Consider the following 17,416-nt stretch of genomic DNA (forward strand, 5'->3'; position numbering starts at 1 on the left):
TCAGTCGCCGCCGACCGGGCCTCAGTTGGGCCCGCAGGTCCGGACCGGCGGCTGCCAGCGCGGCGGCGCGACCGGCTGCGGCGGCACGCCCAGCTCCCAGGCCAGGCCGTAGCGGAAGAACAGGTCGGCCCGGATCGGCGGCAGCGAGAGCGCCGCGCCGGGCAGCAGCAGTCCGATGCAACCGCCCATCAGCGCACTGCGCAGCACCGCGTGCTCGGCGACCGGATCGGCCGCGCCCCAGGCCAGCAGCAGGTCCTGCAGGATCGCCCCGAGCTGCCGCTGCTCCGGGTCCTTGACGAACGCGCCGGCGTCCGGGTCGAGGATCAGCGCCAGGTGCGAGCGCATCACCCGGGGGTGGTCGAGCGCCAGCCCGAGCACTGCGTCGATCGCCCTGGCCAGCCGGGCGTCCGGGTCGCTCCCGGCCGGCAGTCCGGCCAGCGCCTCGGCCAGTGACAGGTGCATCATCCGGTGGGTGGCGGCCTGCATCAGGAGTCGTTTGCTGTCGAAGTAGTACGACAGCAGTCCGCGGGCGAGCCCGGCGTGCTCGGCTATGTCGCCCAGCGTGGTCCTGCCGTATCCGTGCCGGTCGACCAGTTCGACCGTGGCGCGCATGATGCGGAGCCGGGAACGTTGGCGCATTTCCTCGTTGACCGATTCCCCGCGAGGTGCCATCGTGTCTGCTCCGTACGTTGATTGGCTCCTGGCCAATATACTGGCAGGGCCGGTACGGGCTCCCTCAGGGGTACCCGGGTACGGAGACGAAGGCCGGCTCCACCAACACGGGGGTTTGGTGGAGCCGGCCTTCGTGCTGACCTCGTGCTGACCCAGGGTCAGCGCTGCGACAGTACCTCGGAGTTGGCGCCGACGGCGGCCGCCGGGTAGTCGTAGTCGGGCACCGCCACCGGCTGCTTCCGGTTGCGCTCCACGGCCACGCCCACGGCGGTGACCAGGAAGCCGACCAGCGAGATCCCGGTGATCACCAGCAGTGCCGGGCGGTAGCCGTCCAGCTGGGCCGCCGGGCTCTGCCCGCCGTTGCTGCCCGCGGTGATCACGGCCGTCGCGGCGGCCAGCACCAGGGCGCTGCCGACCTGGAAGGCGGTGTTCACCAGCCCGGAGGCCAGCCCCTGCTCGTCGTCCGCGACGCCGTTGGTGGCGGCGATGTTGACGGAGGGGAAGCCCAGCGCGAAGCCGATGCCGAGCAGGACCATGCTCGGCAGCACCAGGCCGAGGAAGCTGCTGTGCTCGTCCAGCCGGAGGAAGAGCGCGTAGCCGAGGGTCAGCGAGAGCACGCCGCCCAGCATCAGCCGGCCGGTGCCGAACCGGTCCACGATGGCGCCCATCTTGGTGGCCGACAGGGCGACCAGCGCACCGGCGGGCAGGAAGGCCAGCGCCATCTCCAGTGCGGACCAGCCGAGCAGTCGCTGCAGGTAGAGGGTGGCGACGAACTGGAATCCGGCGTAACTGCCGAACAGCGCGAGCGCGGTCAGGTTGGCCCGGGCCACCCCGCCGTTGCGGAAGATGCCGAGCCGGACCAGCGGGTGCGCGGTGCGCTGCTCGATCACCAGGAAGGCGGCGGCCAGCGCGATCACCAGGAGCAGCGACAGGATGGTCCGGGCGCTCGCCCAGCCGGCGCTCTGCGCCTCGGTGACGGTGAAGACCAGCAGCAGGAGCGAGCCGGTGCCGGTGATCGCACCGGCGATGTCGTACCCGCCGGTGCCGCGCTCGGGGCGGGGCTGACGGGGCAGCAGGCGGAACGCGAAGACCAGCGCGATCAGTGCGACCGGGACGGGCATCAGGAAGGTGAAGCGCCAGCCGGCCGAGGTGAGCAGGCCGCTGAGCACCAGGCCGAGCGAGAAGCCGCTGGCGCCGGTGACGGTGTAGATGCTCAGCGCGCGGTTGCGGGCCGGGCCCTCGGCGAAGGTGGTGGTGATGATGGAGAGGCCGGCCGGAGCGGTGAAGGCGGCGGCCACCCCCTTGATGAAGCGGGCCGCGATCAGCAGGCCGCCGTTGTCGACCAGGCCGCCGAGCAGGGAGGCGGCGGCGAAGACGGCGAGCGCGATCAGGAAGACCTCGCGGCGTCCGAGCAGGTCGGCCGCCCGGCCGCCGAGCAGCAGCAGACCGCCGTAGCCGAGCACGTAGCCACTGACCACCCACTGCAGGGTGGAGGTGGAGAGGTGCAGGTCGTCACCGATCGAGGGGAGGGCGACGCCGACCATCGAGACGTCGAGGGCATCGAGGAACAGAGCGGCGCAGAGGACGATCAGGGTGCCCCAGAGGCGTGGGCTCCACTTGTCGTCGCCGTGGACGGACGGGGCGTCAGAAGGGTTGGCAGGAGCGCTGGTTGCCGAAGGCTCTCGGGCTGTGGTCATGGGGAAGACAGTACATGCATGTGCAATCAATGCAAGTCGATTTAATGCGCCCGCAGTAAATGCCGAGGCATGTGCTAGCGTGGGGCGCGTGTCAGAACTCGATGTCGCCGCCGACGAGGCGGCTTTGGTCGCCGGCTGGCGGGAGTTGTTGGCCCGCCACGCGGCCACCGCGTGCGCGCTCGACCGTGAGCTCGGTGAGCTGAACGGCCTGGGCATGAGTGAGTTCGAGGTGCTGGAGCGCCTGTTCGAGGACGAGCGTGGGTCCGATCGGGAGAAGCTCCGGGTGCAGGACCTCGCGCATCAGGTGCACCTGAGCCAGAGCGCGCTGTCCCGGCTGATCGGCCGGCTGGAGAAGGCCGGGCTGGTCGAGCGGGCGATGTGCGCGGCCGACCGTCGCGGCATCTACGTGATGCTCACCGAGGCCGGGCGGCAGCGGTACCGGGAGGCGCGGCCGGTGCACCGCGAGGTGCTCGCGCGGACGCTGACCGGGACGGCCTGCGTCGGCGGCGGGTCAGAGTAGAGCGTTCACTCCAGGCGCCACCGCCAGCAGCACGGCTGCCGCCGGAGCGGCGAGCGCCGCCACGGTGAGCCGCAGCCGGTGGTGGACGGGCAGTCGGGGCGCGCCCAGCAGCAGCCGGTCCACCCGGTGCGGGGACTGCGCCAGCTGCTGCGGCGGGCAGGAGCCGAAGACCGCGCGGCCGCTGTTGATCTCGACCAGCGCCAGCGCCGTGGTCACCCGACCGTGCCGCCGGGCGGCCCGGTCGTCGGCGGCCAGTTCCACCAACTCGCCCACCTGGTCCCGGAACGCGCTGAACACGCCCACTCCGGGAAACCCGCTGGCCAGCGCCTGCGCGGACTGCGCCAGCCAGTGGTGCCTGGCCCGGACGTGCCCGCGCTCGTGGCTGAGCACCGCCGCCAGCTCACGGTCGGTCAACTGCTGCAGCGCACCCGTGGTGACCACCAGCCGGGCGCCGGGGCCGGGCAGCGACCAGGCTTCGGGGCGGACGTTCTCCAGCACCACCAGCTGCTCCCCGGTCCGCCGGGGGAGTGCCAGCCCGCCCGGCAACTCCGGTGCTCGGTGCGCCAGTTCAGCGAAGCGGCGGTCACGCAGCGCGCGGGCCGCCAGCACCTCCCGGCCGAGCGACCAGGCCGTCCAGACCCCGCCGGCCGCGAGCAGCGCGGCGGCCAGCCGGCCCCAGCCCTCGGCGCCCGCCAGGCCGTACGCCGCCTCGACGCCGTGCGGGGCGCCGGTGAAGAGCAGGTCGCGCAGGGCGGGGAGGGCGGCCGAGGAGGCCAGCAGCAGGCTGAGCAGACAGCAGAGCAGGACGGCGATCACCAGACACTGCCAGGCGCAGAGCGCCAGCACGGGTTCGCGTTCGGTCCAGGGGGCCCGGGCCAGCAGCCGGGGCGCCACGGTGGATAGCAGGACGCCGAGCAGCAGCAGACCGATCAGAGCCGTCATGGCAGGTGCTCCCCCAGGCGGGCACGCGGGCGCGACCGTGCGCCTGGTTCCCAACCTACGCGCTCGGCGCGCCTCTTAGGAACGCCTGGCGCCGTGCCAGTGACCAAGCTCGCACGCCCGGGGGCGGTCTCCCGATTCCCGCCGGGCTCGCGGCGCGAATCGGGAGACCGCCCCCAGGCTCACATGGTCAGCAGCATCGCGAACATCCCGACGCCCATCGCCGTCCGGCAGGCCCGCGAGACGTCGGCCGGGCCGGCCACGGTCAGCTGCCCGCCGGGGGCCGAGAGCAGCCGGCTGCCCGTCCAGAGGGCGTACCCGCCGAAGTAGACGAGCAGGGCGCCGGTCACGGCCGGCAACCCCATCGAGCCGTGGTGGCCGCCGGCCGGGGCCAGCCCCATGTACGCCATCGCCAGCGCACCGACCCCGTGGTGCAGCCGGTGGGCCCGGGGCACGCCCGGAGCCAGGGTGCCGATCAGCAGGGCCAGCGCGAGCAGTGCGAACAGCCACCCCCAGACGATGCCGGGCCTGAGCACCATCCCGGCCATCCCGATCCCCATCAGCGCCTCGGCGGCGTCCGAGTCCCGGCTCTCCGGACCGCAGCCGCCCCGGCCGTCCCGCCCGGCGCGCAGCCGGTACAGCCCGAACCCGGCCGAGGCGGCGGCGAGGGCCGCGAGCAGCCAGCTGACCAGGACCGGACCGTGCACGGCGCCCCCTCCAGACCGGTGTGCCGGGACTCAAGGTCCACGATCACCGATCCGGAGCGGGCTCAGCAGGGCGCGAACGGGGGCGCACGGAGGTGTGACGGGTGGTCAACTGCCGGGCGCGAGCCGTCCGGAGGCGACGATCCGCTTCAGGAACTGCCTGGTCCGCTCCTCGGTCGGATCGCCGAAGACCTGCTCCGGCGGCCCCTGTTCGAGCACCACGCCGCCGTCCAGGAAGCAGACCTGGTCGGCCACCTCGCGGGCGAAGCCCATCTCGTGGGTGGAGAGCACCATGGTCATCCCCTGGTCCTTCAAGTCCCGGACCACGGAGAGTACTTCGCCGACCAGCTCGGGGTCGAGCGCGGCGGTGATCTCGTCCAGCAGGAGCAGCCGGGGCCCGGTGGCCAGTGCCCGGACGATGGCCACCCGCTGCTGCTGCCCGCCGGAGAGCCGGTCCGGGTACTCGCCGGCCTTGGCCGCCAGGCCGAGCCGGTCCAGCAGTTCCAGCGCGTGCGCCTCCGCCTCGGCCCTGGCCCGGCGGTGCACCCGGCGCGGCGCGAGCGTGACGTTCTGCAGCACGGTCAGGTGCGGGAAGAGGTTGTACGCCTGGAAGACCACGCCGATCCGGCGCCGGACGGCGTCCTGGTCGGCCCGGGGTTCGGTGATCTCCTCGCCGTCCAGGAAGATCGCGCCGTCGTCGATCTCCTCCAGCAGGTTGGCGCAGCGCAGCAGGGTGGACTTGCCCGACCCGGAGGCCCCGATCAGCGCGGTGACCGAGTGGGCCGGCACCGTCAGGTCGACGTCCCGCAGCACCGGGTGGCCGCCGAACGACTTCCGGACCGCCTCCAGCCGCAGCACGGGCTCGGTGCCCGGCAGTTCACCGGTCATACGGCGCCTCCTTGGAGCTGACGGCGGTTCATCCGGTTGGTGACCCAGTCGGTGAATCGGGTCATCGGGATGGTGAGCACGATGAAGACCAGCGCGGCTACCAGGTAGGGCGTGTAGTTGAAGGTCCGGGAGGTGATGATCTTCGCGGCGAACACCGCGTCGATCACGCCGCCGATCGAGACCAGCCCGGTGTCCTTCTGCAGGCTGACCAGGTTGTTCAGCAGCGGCGGCACCACCCGCCGCACCGCCTGCGGCAGCACCACGTACCGCATCGACTGGGCATGGCTCAGCCCGAGCGAACGGGCCGCCGCCCGCTGACTGGGGTGCACCGACTGGATGCCGGCCCGGAACACCTCGGAGACGTACGCCGAGTAGGTCAGCACCAGCGCGGCACCGCCCAGCACCAGCGGGTCGGTGGTCACGCCGGTCAGCCGGAGCGCCGGTACACCCGTGATCATGATGAGCAGGCAGATGATCATCGGCAGGCCGAGGAAGAAGTCCACGTACGCCGTGGCCAGCAGCCGGACCGGCAGGAACACCGGGCCGCGCAGGGTCCGGAGCACCGCCAGCAGCAGGCCGAAGACCACGATCAGCGCCCCGCAGACCACCATCAGGGTCAGGTTGACCCACAGGCCCTTCAGCACCTCCGGCAGCGCGAGCCGGGCGTAGTGGAGGTTGAAGAAGGTCTCCCTGGTGCGCTCCCAGCCGGGGGAGTTGACCACCACCAGGTAGAGCACCAGCGCGGTGACCGCGGTGCTCGCGCCGGCCACCAGCACCGAGCGGCGGGCCCGGCGGCGCCGGAACGCCTCCCGGGCCAGCCGCCGTTCGGACGGCCGGTACTCCTTCGTCAGCTCCTTGGTCCCGGTGGTCACTTGAGCACCGGTGCGGAGACGGCGTCGGACAGCCACTGCTGCTCCAGCTTGGCCAGCGTGCCGTCGGCGCGCAGCGCGTCCACGGCCTGGGCGACGCAGCCGGTGAGCGCGCTGCCCTTGTCCAGCACCAGGCCGAACTGCTCAGCGGCGGCGCCGGTGCCGGTGCCGGCGAGCTGGCCGAGCACCTTGGCGTCGGTCACCTCGGCGCCGGTGATGTAGAAGGCGGTGGGCAGGTCGACCACCAGGGCGTCGATCTGACCGTTCTTCAGCGCGGCCTTGGCCAGGTCGTTGTCGTCGAAGACCGCGGGCTGGGCGGTCGGCTTGATCTGGTCGGTGACCGCCGCGAGGCTGGTGGTGCCGACCTGGGCACCCAGCTTGACGCCCTTCAGGTCGGCCAGGCTCTTGGCCCCGGCCGCCTTGGAGTCCTTCAGCGCCACCACGGCCTGCCGGACGTCGTAGTAGCCCGAGGAGAAGTCGACCGACTGCTTGCGCTCGGCGTTGATCGACACCTGGTTGATGTCGAAGTCGAAGTCCTTGGCGCCCGGGGCGAAGGCCTTGTTGAACGGGCTGACCACCCAGCTCACCTTCGACTTGTCGTAGCCCAGCCGCTCGGCCACCGCGAAGGCCACGGCCGACTCGAAGCCCTTGCCGTTCTCGGGCTTGTCCTCGGAGAACCAGGGGTCGTACGCGGGCTTGTCGGTGCCCACGGTCAGCGTGCCGGCCTTCTTGGTGGCCAGCGCGCCCTTCGCGCAACCACCCGCCGCGGCGGCGGAGGTCTTGCCCTCCTCCTGCGGCGCGCAGGCGGTCAGCAGCGCGGCCGCCGTCAGCAGGGCGGCGATCGGGGCGAGGCGGGTCGTACGCGGAAGAGTGGTCACGGATGGCTCCAAGGGCAGAGGGAGGTGAGGGCTTTGCCGGGAGAGAACTGCCCAGCGGGCGCGCGGACACTCCGGTGGCGGGGCGTCGGGGCAGCGGGCATGGTCGGCGTACGGCACCGTCTCCGCGGTGCCCCGACGAGGTGTCAGCGGCGGTGGCGACAACAGTCCGCGCGACAACAGGAGGGCACCCGGAGCAGGTCGAGGTGGCGGACCGCCACGGAGATCACCGCCGGGAGCATGGCGGGAGGTTCGCACCCCATCGGCGGAACTGTCCAGAACGTCCATCCAAGTGTCCGAATGGCGGACACGACACTGTTCACCCCAGTGTCGTCACGACCCCCCTTGAACAGGAGAACCTTTCGAATCTATGGTGGTCCTGTCGAAATAACTCCTGTCTAAGTGGGTCTCTGATGCAGAATCTTTCGCCCGGGCTGACTGTGGCGGCCGAACTCTCCGGAGTCACCCCGGCCGACCACGCGGCGCACCCCGCCTGGCTGCGGCTCAAGGAGGCCGTCGAGGCCCTGCGCCCGCTGCAGTCCAAGGACGGCTCCATCGACCTCTCCACCGTCCAGCGGTCCACCGTGGACCCGCTGGTGGAGACCGTGCTCGGCGCGGTCGAGGAGCTCACCCCGCTCTTCCCGCACTCCACCGACTACCTCACGGCCGTCCTCGCCGACCTGCGCAAGTGGGCCGACACCGGCTACCGCGAGCCGGACTTCCTGGACTCGCTGCTCGCCTTCCAGCCCGCCGAGCAGCGCGAGGACGGCCTGGAGCACCTGGTGGTCTTCCCGATGTACACCCAGAACGGCAACCCGGACCGCAACCTCGAAGCCGTCCTGCTCAAGGTGGTCTGGCCGGACTGGCTGGCGGAGCTGGAGCGCACCCGCTTCGACAACCCGATGTTCGTGCCGATCACCTTCACCGACTTCACCGCCGGGTACGACACCAACTCCGCCGTGCTCTTCCCGGAGACCATCGCGGTCCGCCAGGCTCCCGAGCGCTTCACCTGGGGCGGCATCTTCTGCGACCGCGAGGCCGCCCGCTTCCGCGCCGTCACCACCAGCGCCGTCAAGCAGCTCGGCCTGGAGATCCCGGCCGACGCGGCCGAGCTGCTCGCCGACCAGCAGCGCTCGCAGCAGACCTTCGTGCTCTGGGACCTGGTCCACGACCGCACCCACAGCCACGGCGACCTGCCGTTCGACCCGTTCATGATCAAGCAGCGCAGCCCGTTCTGGATGTACGGCCTGGAGGAGCTGCGCTGCGACCTGACCGCCTTCAAGGAGGCCGTCCGCCTGGAGGCCGAGGGCTACGAGCAGGGCCGCGACGTCCAGTACGCGATCCTGTTCGACCGGATGTTCCGCTTCCCGGTCAGCGGTGACCGGGTCCGCAACTACGACGGCATGGGCGGCCAGCTGCTCTTCGCGTACCTGCACAAGCACGACGCGCTGCGCTGGCGCGACAACCGGCTCTCGATCGACTGGGACCGGGTCGCCGAGGTCACCAACGCCCTCTGCGGCGAGATCGAGACCCTCTACCGGGACGGCATCGACCGGCCCAAGACCGCGCACTGGATCGCTGCCTACCAGCTGGTCTCCAAGTACCTCACCCCGCACCCGGCCTCCACCTGGGCCAAGGGCCCGGAGGCGCTGCCGCTCGGCACCGCCGACGGCAAGGCCCTCAACAAGGCCCTGTGCGACGCCGTGCTGCCGGACGAGTTCCCGCTCAGCATGTTCTTCGAGGCCTTGGCCAAGAAGCTCAGCGGCGTGATCGCCGCCACCACCGGCATCACCGGCGCCTCCGCCGACCGCCAGGGGGCCGCCGCGTGAGCACCCGTCCGCTCGAAGGCAAGGTCGTCGCGGTGGCCGGCGCCACCGGCGCGGCCGGCCGCGCCGTGCTCCGCCGACTGGCCGCCGACGGCGCCACCGTGATCGCGGCGGGCAGCGACGCCCGCCGCCTGGACGAGGTCATGGACGCCACCCGCGCCCACGTCCCCGGCTCCCGGGTAAGCGGCCAGGTCATCGACCTGCTCGACCCGCAGGAGGTGCACGACTGGGCCGACCACCTGGAGGCCGAGCACGGGCACGTCGACGGCGTCTTCCACCTGGTCGGCGGCTGGCGCGGCAGCAAGACCTTCTTCGACAGCCGGATCGACGACTGGGACTGGCTGCACGACCGGGTGGTCCGCACCCTCCAGCACACCTCGCTGGCTTTCCAGCCCGCCCTGGTGCGCAGCGCCGCCGGCCGGTACGCGATGATCTCCGCCACCGCCGCGCACAAGCCGACCGCGGGCGGCGCCGCGTACGCCGCGGCGAAGGCGGCCAGCGAGGCGTGGACGCTCTCGATGGCCGACTCCTTCAAGAAGGAGACCACCTCGCCCGACGGCCTCCCCACCGCGGCGGCCGCCATCCTGGTGATCAAGGCCCTGGTCACCCCCGAGATGCGCACCGAGAAGCCCGAGGCCAAGTTCCCCGGCTTCACCGACACCGCCGACCTGGCCGACACCCTGGCGGGCCTCTGGGACCGCCCCGCAGCAGAACTGAACGGACAGCACCTGTGGTTGACAGCCCGATGAACGTTGGTACCGACGCGGTCCGCCGCCATGACCCCGCCGTCCGGGGCTTCGCCAGCGACAACTACGCCGGCGTCCACCCCGAGATCCTGGCCGCCCTCGCGGTCGCCAACGGCGGGCACCAGGTCGCGTACGGCGAGGACCAGTACACCGAGCACCTCCAGGAGGTGTTCCGCAAGCACTTCGGCGAGCGCGCCGAGGCGTACCCCGTCTTCAACGGCACCGGCGCCAACGTGGTTGCCCTGCAGGCCCTGCTGCCGCGCTGGGGCGCGGTGATCGCCGCCGAGTCCGCCCACATCAACGTGGACGAGTGCGGCGCCCCCGAGAAGATCGCCGGGCTCAAGCTGCTCACCGTCCCCACCCCGGACGGCAAGCTCACCCCCGAACTGATCGACCTGCAGGCCTGGGGCTGGGGCGACGAGCACCGCGCCCAGCCGCTCGCCGTCTCGATCACCCAGAACACCGAACTGGGCACGGTCTACACGGCCGAGGAGATCAAGGCGATCTGCGACCACGCCCACCAGCACGGCATGCTGGTCCACCTGGACGGCTCCCGGATCGCCAACGCCGCCGCCGCCCTCGGGCTGCCGCTGCGCGCCTTCACCACGGACGCCGGAGTCGACGTGCTCTCGTTCGGCGGCACCAAGAACGGGCTGCTGCTCGGCGAGGCCGTGGTGGTGCTCAACCCGGAGAAGGTCAGGAACCTCAAGTTCCTGCGCAAGATGTCGATGCAGCTCGCCTCGAAGATGCGCTTCGTATCGGTGCAGTTCGAGGCCCTGCTGAGCGGCGACCTCTGGCTGCGCAACGCCTCGCACTCCAACGCGATGGCGCAGCGGCTGGCGACGGCGGTCGAGGGCATCGACGGCGTCGAGCTGGTCCGGCCGGTGCAGGCCAACGCGGTGTTCGCGCTGCTCCCGCGCGAGGTCAGCGAGCGCCTGCAGAAGCGTTACCGCTTCTACTTCTGGAACGAGCAGACCGGCGAGGTGCGCTGGATGACCGCCTTCGACACCACCGAGGCCGACATCGACGCCTTCGCGGCAGCCATCGCCGAGGAGCTCGGCCGGGGCTGACGACGGCTCACTGAACTCGCGGAACTCCCTGAATGCCTCCTGCCGTGGAAACGGTGGGAGGCATTTCCGTGTCGGCAGCCCAAGTACCGCTCGGGACCGCACCGTTGAGGGGACGGCCGGTCCTATGCTCGGGACGGGGCCTGAAAATCTCAGGCATCCCGCCACGGGGGCCAGACATGAATCGCGCTGTCAGAGCAGTACTGAACGCCATCCACCGCATCGACCGGATCGGCGGCGAACGAGCCCGCTACCACGACTCCGAGCAGCACCGGCGGCCGCCGGACCGGATCGCCGTCGCGGCCAGGCACTACCGGTCGCCCGGCATCCAGGGCGCCTGGTTCGGTGGCAGAGGCTACGGGGGCAGCTGCTGAGCCACGGCCGGGCGGGGGCGAGGGCGGCGGGAGCGTCAGGCTCAGGCGAGGAGGTGGGCGAGTGCGCCCTCGCCCGCGGAGTACGGCTGCTCGTACGGGAGCAGCTCGGCGACTGCGGCCAGATCCCCGCTGCGTACCAAGGCGTGCACCTGGTGAGCGAGCGGTGTCACGTCGGTGACGGACACCGTCCACTCGTCCGCGTACCGGGCCGTCGCCTCCCCGCTGAGCCCGAGCTGCAGTGAACGGTAGGGGAGCGGCTGGAGGTGCAGATCCCGCTCGGGGTCCCACTGGACCCGGGCGGGAGCCCGCTTGAGCTCGCGCTTCCAGGCGGCCTGGTCCGCGTGCAGTCCACGCTCGTAGTGGGAGAGACAGGCATGTCGTAGCGCCCACTCGAAGCCGGCCCGGGAGATCTCGACCGCGAGCACGGTCTCCTGCCCCTCCTTCCGGCCCCAGCCGGAGCGGTACATCATCCAGAGGAACGACGGCTTGATCCAGGTCATCCGGTCCCGCTGCCACGCGTCGGGGAACCGGCCGTCGCGCGCCGCCGGAAGGCCGATCTCCGGCCGGTACGCCTGATAGACGGTGATGGTGCTGTCGGTGTGCCGGGCACGGATCCGGTACTTCGGTTCATCCATGGGCAGGAGCATGTGGGCCGCCGCGCACACCGGGCCACTCGTTTTCCGGACGGTGTACCGGGTGGTTTGCCCGTGGCCCGAGATGGGGGGTAGTGTTCCCTAGTCGCTCGGCAGGGAGCACCGGACACGCATCGGCGCGGACGGTCCCGGGGTGGCCAATCCTCTGAACACATCTTCTGATCGAACTGTTCTGCGCTTCTGCGTGGGGTGGGTTTATTTGTCGTGTGCGTTTATATGGGTTGCGGCTGGATTCGCTTTTCGGAGCGGGGATCGGCTAGAGTTTGAAACGTCGGAAGGGGCCGCGAGGCCAGGGAAGACAAGAGCTAGTCGGAAAAGCCGAAAAGCGGATCTGATAAGCTCGGAACACGAAAGAACGAACGAAGCGCCCGGAGGGTCCGCCTGATAAGCGGCTCGAAGGAAGTGTCCGTTCCTTGAGAACTCAACAGCGTGCCAAAAGTCAACGCCAGATATGTTGACATCCCCGGCCTCACCGTTTGGTGGGGTTGGAGATTCCTTTATGAAGTAAAACACTAGCGAGGACGCAGTGCGCGGGGCCGCCTATTCCGGTGGTTGCCGTGCCGCTCTTCCGAAGTGGTTACCCGATTACGGGTAGACATTCACGGAGAGTTTGATCCTGGCTCAGGACGAACGCTGGCGGCGTGCTTAACACATGCAAGTCGAACGATGAAGCTCTTCGGAGTGGATTAGTGGCGAACGGGTGAGTAACACGTGGGAAATCTGCCCTGCACTCTGGGACAAGCCTTGGAAACGAGGTCTAATACCGGATATGACCTTCCTCTGCATGGGGGTTGGTGGAAAGCTCCGGCGGTGCAGGATGATCCCGCGGCCTATCAGCTTGTTGGTGGGGTAATGGCCTACCAAGGCGACGACGGGTAGCCGGCCTGAGAGGGCGACCGGCCACACTGGGACTGAGACACGGCCCAGACTCCTACGGGAGGCAGCAGTGGGGAATATTGCACAATGGGCGAAAGCCTGATGCAGCGACGCCGCGTGAGGGATGACGGCCTTCGGGTTGTAAACCTCTTTCAGCAGGGAAGAAGCGCAAGTGACGGTACCTGCAGAAGAAGCACCGGCTAACTACGTGCCAGCAGCCGCGGTAATACGTAGGGTGCGAGCGTTGTCCGGAATTATTGGGCGTAAAGAGCTCGTAGGCGGCTTGTCGCGTCGGTTGTGAAAGCCCGGGGCTTAACCCCGGGTCTGCATTCGATACGGGCAGGCTTGAGTGTGGTAGGGGAGATCGGAATTCCTGGTGTAGCGGTGAAATGCGCAGATATCAGGAGGAACACCGGTGGCGAAGGCGGATCTCTGGGCCATTACTGACGCTGAGGAGCGAAAGCGTGGGGAGCGAACAGGATTAGATACCCTGGTAGTCCACGCCGTAAACGTTGGGAACTAGGTGTTGGCGACATTCCACGTCGTCGGTGCCGCAGCTAACGCATTAAGTTCCCCGCCTGGGGAGTACGGCCGCAAGGCTAAAACTCAAAGGAATTGACGGGGGCCCGCACAAGCAGCGGAGCATGTGGCTTAATTCGACGCAACGCGAAGAACCTTACCAAGGCTTGACATATACCGGAAACGGCTAGAGATAGTCGCCCCCTTGTGGTCGGTATACAGGTGGTGCATGGTTGTCGTCAGCTCGTGTCGTGAGATGTTGGGTTAAGTCCCGCAACGAGCGCAACCCTTGTTCTGTGTTGCCAGCATGCCTTTCGGGGTGATGGGGACTCACAGGAGACTGCCGGGGTCAACTCGGAGGAAGGTGGGGACGACGTCAAATCATCATGCCCCTTATGTCTTGGGCTGCACACGTGCTACAATGGTCGGTACAAAGGGCTGCGATGCCGCGAGGCGGAGCGAATCCCAAAAAGCCGGCCTCAGTTCGGATTGGGGTCTGCAACTCGACCCCATGAAGTTGGAGTTGCTAGTAATCGCAGATCAGCATGCTGCGGTGAATACGTTCCCGGGCCTTGTACACACCGCCCGTCACGTCACGAAAGTCGGTAACACCCGAAGCCGGTGGCCTAACCCGTAAGGGGAGGAGCCGTCGAAGGTGGGACCAGCGATTGGGACGAAGTCGTAACAAGGTAGCCGTACCGGAAGGTGCGGCTGGATCACCTCCTTTCTAAGGAGCACATAGCCGGATGTGAGCGAATGTCTCACACGGTTGCTCATGGGTGGAACGTTGACTATTCGGCACACACGGTCTGTTGGCCTCACAAGTACTGCTTCGGCGTGGAAAGTGAGACCAAGCGAGGTCGGGTGTGTCGGGCACGTTGTTGGGTCCTGAGGGAACGGCCGTCATGGTCGTTGCTTCAGTGCCGGTCCTACTTGATGACATCTTCATGGTGTCTGAGGGTGGGTGTCTGGTCGTTGTTTGAGAACTGCACAGTGGACGCGAGCATCTGTGGCCAAGTTTTTAAGGGCGCACGGTGGATGCCTTGGCACTAGGAACCGATGAAGGACGTGGGAGGCCACGATAGTCCCCGGGGAGCCGTCAACCAGGCTTTGATCCGGGGGTTTCCGAATGGGGAAACCCGGCAGTCGTCATGGGCTGTCACCCGCACCTGAACACATAGGGTGTGTGGAGGGAACGAGGGGAAGTGAAACATCTCAGTACCCTCAGGAAGAGAAAACAACCGTGATTCCGGGAGTAGTGGCGAGCGAAACCGGATGAGGCTAAACCGTTTTGGTGTGAGACCCGGCAGGGGTTGCCAGAGCGGGGTCGTGGGAAAGTTCTTGATTGGTCTGCCGGCCGGTCGGTGAGTCAGAAACCGTATGGATAGTCGAAGGACATGCGAAAGGTCCGGCGTAGAGGGTAAGACCCCCGTAGACGAAATCTGTGCGGCTCACTTGAGCTTCTCCCAAGTAGCACGGAGCCCGAGAAATTCCGTGTGAATCTGGCGGGACCACCCGCTAAGCCTAAATATTCCCTAGTGACCGATAGCGGATAGTACCGTGAGGGAATGGTGAAAAGTACCGCGGGAGCGGAGTGAAATAGTACCTGAAACCGTGTGCCTACAAGCCGTGGGAGCGTCGGATGTGAGGCTTGCCTTACATCTCGTGACTGCGTGCCTTTTGAAGAATGAGCCTGCGAGTTTGCGGTGTGTAGCGAGGTTAACCCGTGTGGGGTAGCCGTAGCGAAAGCGAGTCCGAATAGGGCGATTCAGTTGCATGCCCAAGACCCGAAGCGGAGTGATCTAGCCATGGGCAGGTTGAAGCGGAGGTAAGACTTCGTGGAGGACCGAACCCACCAGGGTTGAAAACCTGGGGGATGACCTGTGGTTAGGGGTGAAAGGCCAATCAAACTCCGTGATAGCTGGTTCTCCCCGAAATGCATTTAGGTGCAGCGTCACGTGTTTCTTGCCGGAGGTAGAGCACTGGATAGGCGATGGGCCTCACCGGGTTACTGACCTTAGCCAAACTCCGAATGCCGGTAAGTGAGAGCGTGGCAGTGAGACTGTGGGGGATAAGCTCCATGGTCGAGAGGGAAACAGCCCAGAACACCGACTAAGGTCCCTAAGCGTGTGCTAAGTGGGAAAGGATGTGGAGTCGCAGAGACAACCAGGAGGTTGGCTTAGAAGCAGCCACCCTTGAAAGAGTGCGTAATAGCTCACTGGTCAAGTGATTCCGCGCCGACAATGTAGCGGGGCTCAAGTACACCACCGAAGTCGTGTCATTGCAGCTATAGGGCCAACGCCCGCTGTGATGGGTAGGGGAGCGTCGTGTGCCGGGTGAAGCAGCGGAGGAATCCAGTTGTGGACGGTTCACGAGTGAGAATGCAGGCATGAGTAGCGATACAAGAGTGGGAAACTCTTGCGCCGATTGACCAAGGGTTCCTGGGTCAAGCTGATCTGCCCAGGGTAAGTCGGGACCTAAGGCGAGGCCGACAGGCGTAGTCGATGGACAACGGGTTGATATTCCCGTACCCGCTTTGAAGCGCCAACGTCGAACCAGGTGATGCTAAGGCCGCGAAGCCGGCCCGGAGTCTTCGGACAATGGGACGTGGTGGAGCCGCTGAACCAAGTCTGTAGTAGGTGAGCGATGGGGTGACGCAGGAAGGTAGTCCAGCCCGGGCGGTGGTTGTCCCGGGGTAAGGGTGTAGGCCGAGTGATAGGCAAATCCGTCACTCATTAAGGCTGAGACCTGATGCCGAGCCGATTGTGGTGAAGTGGATGATCCTATGCTGTCGAGAAAAGCCTCTAGCGAGTTTCATGGCGGCCCGTACCCCAAACCGACTCAGGTGGTCAGGTAGAGAATACCGAGGCGTTCGGGTGAACTATGGTTAAGGAACTCGGCAAAATGCCCCCGTAACTTCGGGAGAAGGGGGGCCGGAACTGGTGATGAGTCTTGCACTCTGAGCTGGGGCCGGCCGCAGAGACCAGCGAGAAGCGACTGTTTACTAAAAACACAGGTCCGTGCGAAGCCGTAAGGCGATGTATACGGACTGACGCCTGCCCGGTGCTGGAACGTTAAGGGGACCGGTTAGTCAATCTTCGGGTTGGCGAAGCTGAGAACTTAAGCGCCAGTAAACGGCGGTGGTAACTATAACCATCCTAAGGTAGCGAAATTCCTTGTCGGGTAAGTTCCGACCTGCACGAATGGCGTAACGACTTCTCGACTGTCTCAACCATAGGCCCGGTGAAATTGCATTACGAGTAAAGATGCTCGTTTCGCGCAGCAGGACGGAAAGACCCCGGGACCTTTACTATAGCTTGATATTGGTGTTCGGTTCGGCTTGTGTAGGATAGGTGGGAGACTTTGAAGCAGCAACGCCAGTTGTTGTGGAGTCGTCGTTGAAATACCACTCTGGTCGTGCTGGATGTCTAACCTGGGTCCGTGATCCGGATCAGGGACAGTGTCTGGTGGGTAGTTTAACTGGGGCGGTTGCCTCCTAAAGAGTAACGGAGGCGCCCAAAGGTTCCCTCAGCCTGGTTGGCAATCAGGTGTTGAGTGTAAGTGCACAAGGGAGCTTGACTGTGAGACCGACGGGTCGAGCAGGGACGAAAGTCGGGACTAGTGATCCGGCGGTGGCTTGTGGAAGCGCCGTCGCTCAACGGATAAAAGGTACCCCGGGGATAACAGGCTGATCTTCCCCAAGAGTCCATATCGACGGGATGGTTTGGCACCTCGATGTCGGCTCGTCGCATCCTGGGGCTGGAGTAGGTCCCAAGGGTTGGGCTGTTCGCCCATTAAAGCGGTACGCGAGCTGGGTTTAGAACGTCGTGAGACAGTTCGGTCCCTATCCGCTGTGCGCGTAGGAATATTGAGAAGGGCTGTCCCTAGTACGAGAGGACCGGGACGGACGAACCTCTGGTGTGCCAGTTGTTCTGCCAAGGGCATGGCTGGTTGGCTACGTTCGGGAGGGATAACCGCTGAAAGCATCTAAGCGGGAAGCCTGCTTCGAGATGAATATTCCCACCTCCTTGAGAGGGTAAGGCTCCCAGTAGACGACTGGGTTGATAGGCCGGATGTGGAAGCCCTGTAAGGGGTGGAGCTGACCGGTACTAATAGGCCGAGGGCTTGTCCTCAGTTGCTCGCGTCCACTGTGTTGTTCTGAAACAACGACCCCACACCGTTTGGTCACGG

13 protein-coding genes and 2 rRNA genes are annotated in these 17,416 nt (G+C 67.0%); 7 read left to right on the forward strand and 8 right to left on the reverse strand.

Annotated elements, in window-relative coordinates; translation table 11 throughout:
- Positions 1-21: 21 nt before the first annotated feature.
- Complete coding sequence (locus F4556_RS30870; protein WP_246511134.1) at positions 22-639, reverse strand: TetR/AcrR family transcriptional regulator; 618 nt, start codon at positions 637-639, stop codon at positions 22-24.
- Between the two features lie 191 nt (positions 640-830).
- Positions 831-2,369: an MFS transporter gene (locus F4556_RS30875; RefSeq protein WP_184921919.1), complete on the reverse strand. Its 1,539-nt coding sequence runs from the start codon at positions 2,367-2,369 to the stop codon at positions 831-833.
- Positions 2,370-2,457: 88 nt separating this feature from the next.
- On the opposite strand from F4556_RS30875, the gene F4556_RS30880 reads away from it, so the two are divergent.
- On the forward strand, positions 2,458-2,889 hold the full coding sequence (locus tag F4556_RS30880) for a MarR family winged helix-turn-helix transcriptional regulator (RefSeq protein WP_313068901.1): 432 nt from the start codon (positions 2,458-2,460) through the stop codon (positions 2,887-2,889).
- Here the strand turns inward: F4556_RS30880 and F4556_RS30885 are convergent.
- The 5 genes from F4556_RS30885 to F4556_RS30905 form a co-directional block, all read right to left on the reverse strand.
- Positions 2,881-3,831 carry a M56 family metallopeptidase gene (locus F4556_RS30885; RefSeq protein WP_184921923.1) on the reverse strand — a complete coding sequence of 317 codons (951 nt, stop codon included), beginning with the start codon at positions 3,829-3,831 and terminating at the stop codon, positions 2,881-2,883. The two genes, F4556_RS30880 and F4556_RS30885, sit on opposite strands and share 9 nt — an antisense overlap.
- 179 nt (positions 3,832-4,010) lie before the next feature.
- Positions 4,011-4,535, reverse strand: a complete 525-nt coding sequence (locus tag F4556_RS30890; RefSeq protein WP_184921924.1) for a DUF5134 domain-containing protein — start codon at positions 4,533-4,535, stop codon at positions 4,011-4,013.
- Between the two features lie 105 nt (positions 4,536-4,640).
- Positions 4,641-5,420, reverse strand: a complete 780-nt coding sequence (locus F4556_RS30895; RefSeq protein WP_221503735.1) for an amino acid ABC transporter ATP-binding protein — start codon at positions 5,418-5,420, stop codon at positions 4,641-4,643.
- Positions 5,417-6,292 (reverse strand): amino acid ABC transporter permease, encoded by an 876-nt coding sequence (locus F4556_RS30900; protein WP_313068902.1) that lies wholly within the window; start codon positions 6,290-6,292, stop codon positions 5,417-5,419. Before F4556_RS30900 ends, F4556_RS30895 begins: the two co-directional genes overlap by 4 nt.
- The gene (locus tag F4556_RS30905) at positions 6,289-7,167 is read right to left on the reverse strand and encodes an ABC transporter substrate-binding protein (protein ID WP_376775757.1); all 879 of its coding nucleotides are present in this window, start codon (positions 7,165-7,167) and stop codon (positions 6,289-6,291) included. Before F4556_RS30905 ends, F4556_RS30900 begins: the two co-directional genes overlap by 4 nt.
- 410 nt (positions 7,168-7,577) lie before the next feature.
- Here F4556_RS30905 and F4556_RS30910 point away from each other — a divergent pair, with 410 nt between their 5' ends.
- From F4556_RS30910 to F4556_RS30925, 4 genes are all read left to right on the forward strand, one after another.
- A complete protein-coding gene (locus tag F4556_RS30910; protein ID WP_221503736.1) occupies positions 7,578-8,993 on the forward strand; it encodes a DUF6421 family protein in 1,416 nt (471 codons plus the stop codon).
- Complete coding sequence (locus tag F4556_RS30915) at positions 8,990-9,739, forward strand: SDR family NAD(P)-dependent oxidoreductase (protein ID WP_184921930.1); 750 nt, start codon at positions 8,990-8,992, stop codon at positions 9,737-9,739. Before F4556_RS30910 ends, F4556_RS30915 begins: the two co-directional genes overlap by 4 nt.
- Positions 9,736-10,806 (forward strand): threonine aldolase family protein, encoded by a 1,071-nt coding sequence (locus F4556_RS30920; RefSeq protein WP_184921932.1) that lies wholly within the window; start codon positions 9,736-9,738, stop codon positions 10,804-10,806. The genes F4556_RS30915 and F4556_RS30920 overlap by 4 nt, the downstream gene beginning before the upstream one ends.
- A 176-nt stretch (positions 10,807-10,982) precedes the next feature.
- Positions 10,983-11,177 (forward strand): hypothetical protein, encoded by a 195-nt coding sequence (locus F4556_RS30925; RefSeq protein WP_184921934.1) that lies wholly within the window; start codon positions 10,983-10,985, stop codon positions 11,175-11,177.
- Between the two features lie 41 nt (positions 11,178-11,218).
- Here the strand turns inward: F4556_RS30925 and F4556_RS30930 are convergent, their stop codons facing one another.
- On the reverse strand, positions 11,219-11,812 hold the full coding sequence (locus F4556_RS30930) for a DUF4291 domain-containing protein (RefSeq protein WP_184921936.1): 594 nt from the start codon (positions 11,810-11,812) through the stop codon (positions 11,219-11,221).
- A gap of 616 nt (positions 11,813-12,428) precedes the next feature.
- On the opposite strand from F4556_RS30930, the gene F4556_RS30935 reads away from it, so the two are divergent.
- Both F4556_RS30935 and F4556_RS30940 read left to right on the forward strand, forming a co-directional pair.
- A 16S ribosomal RNA gene (locus tag F4556_RS30935) occupies positions 12,429-13,952 on the forward strand.
- 284 nt (positions 13,953-14,236) lie between these two features.
- Positions 14,237-17,358, forward strand: a 23S ribosomal RNA gene (locus F4556_RS30940).
- Together the 16S and 23S rRNA genes form the textbook arrangement of a ribosomal RNA operon.
- Positions 17,359-17,416: the final 58 nt, after the last annotated feature.

Origin of the sequence: Kitasatospora gansuensis (assembly GCF_014203705.1) — a bacterium.
Lineage (GTDB): Bacteria > Actinomycetota > Actinomycetes > Streptomycetales > Streptomycetaceae > Kitasatospora > Kitasatospora gansuensis.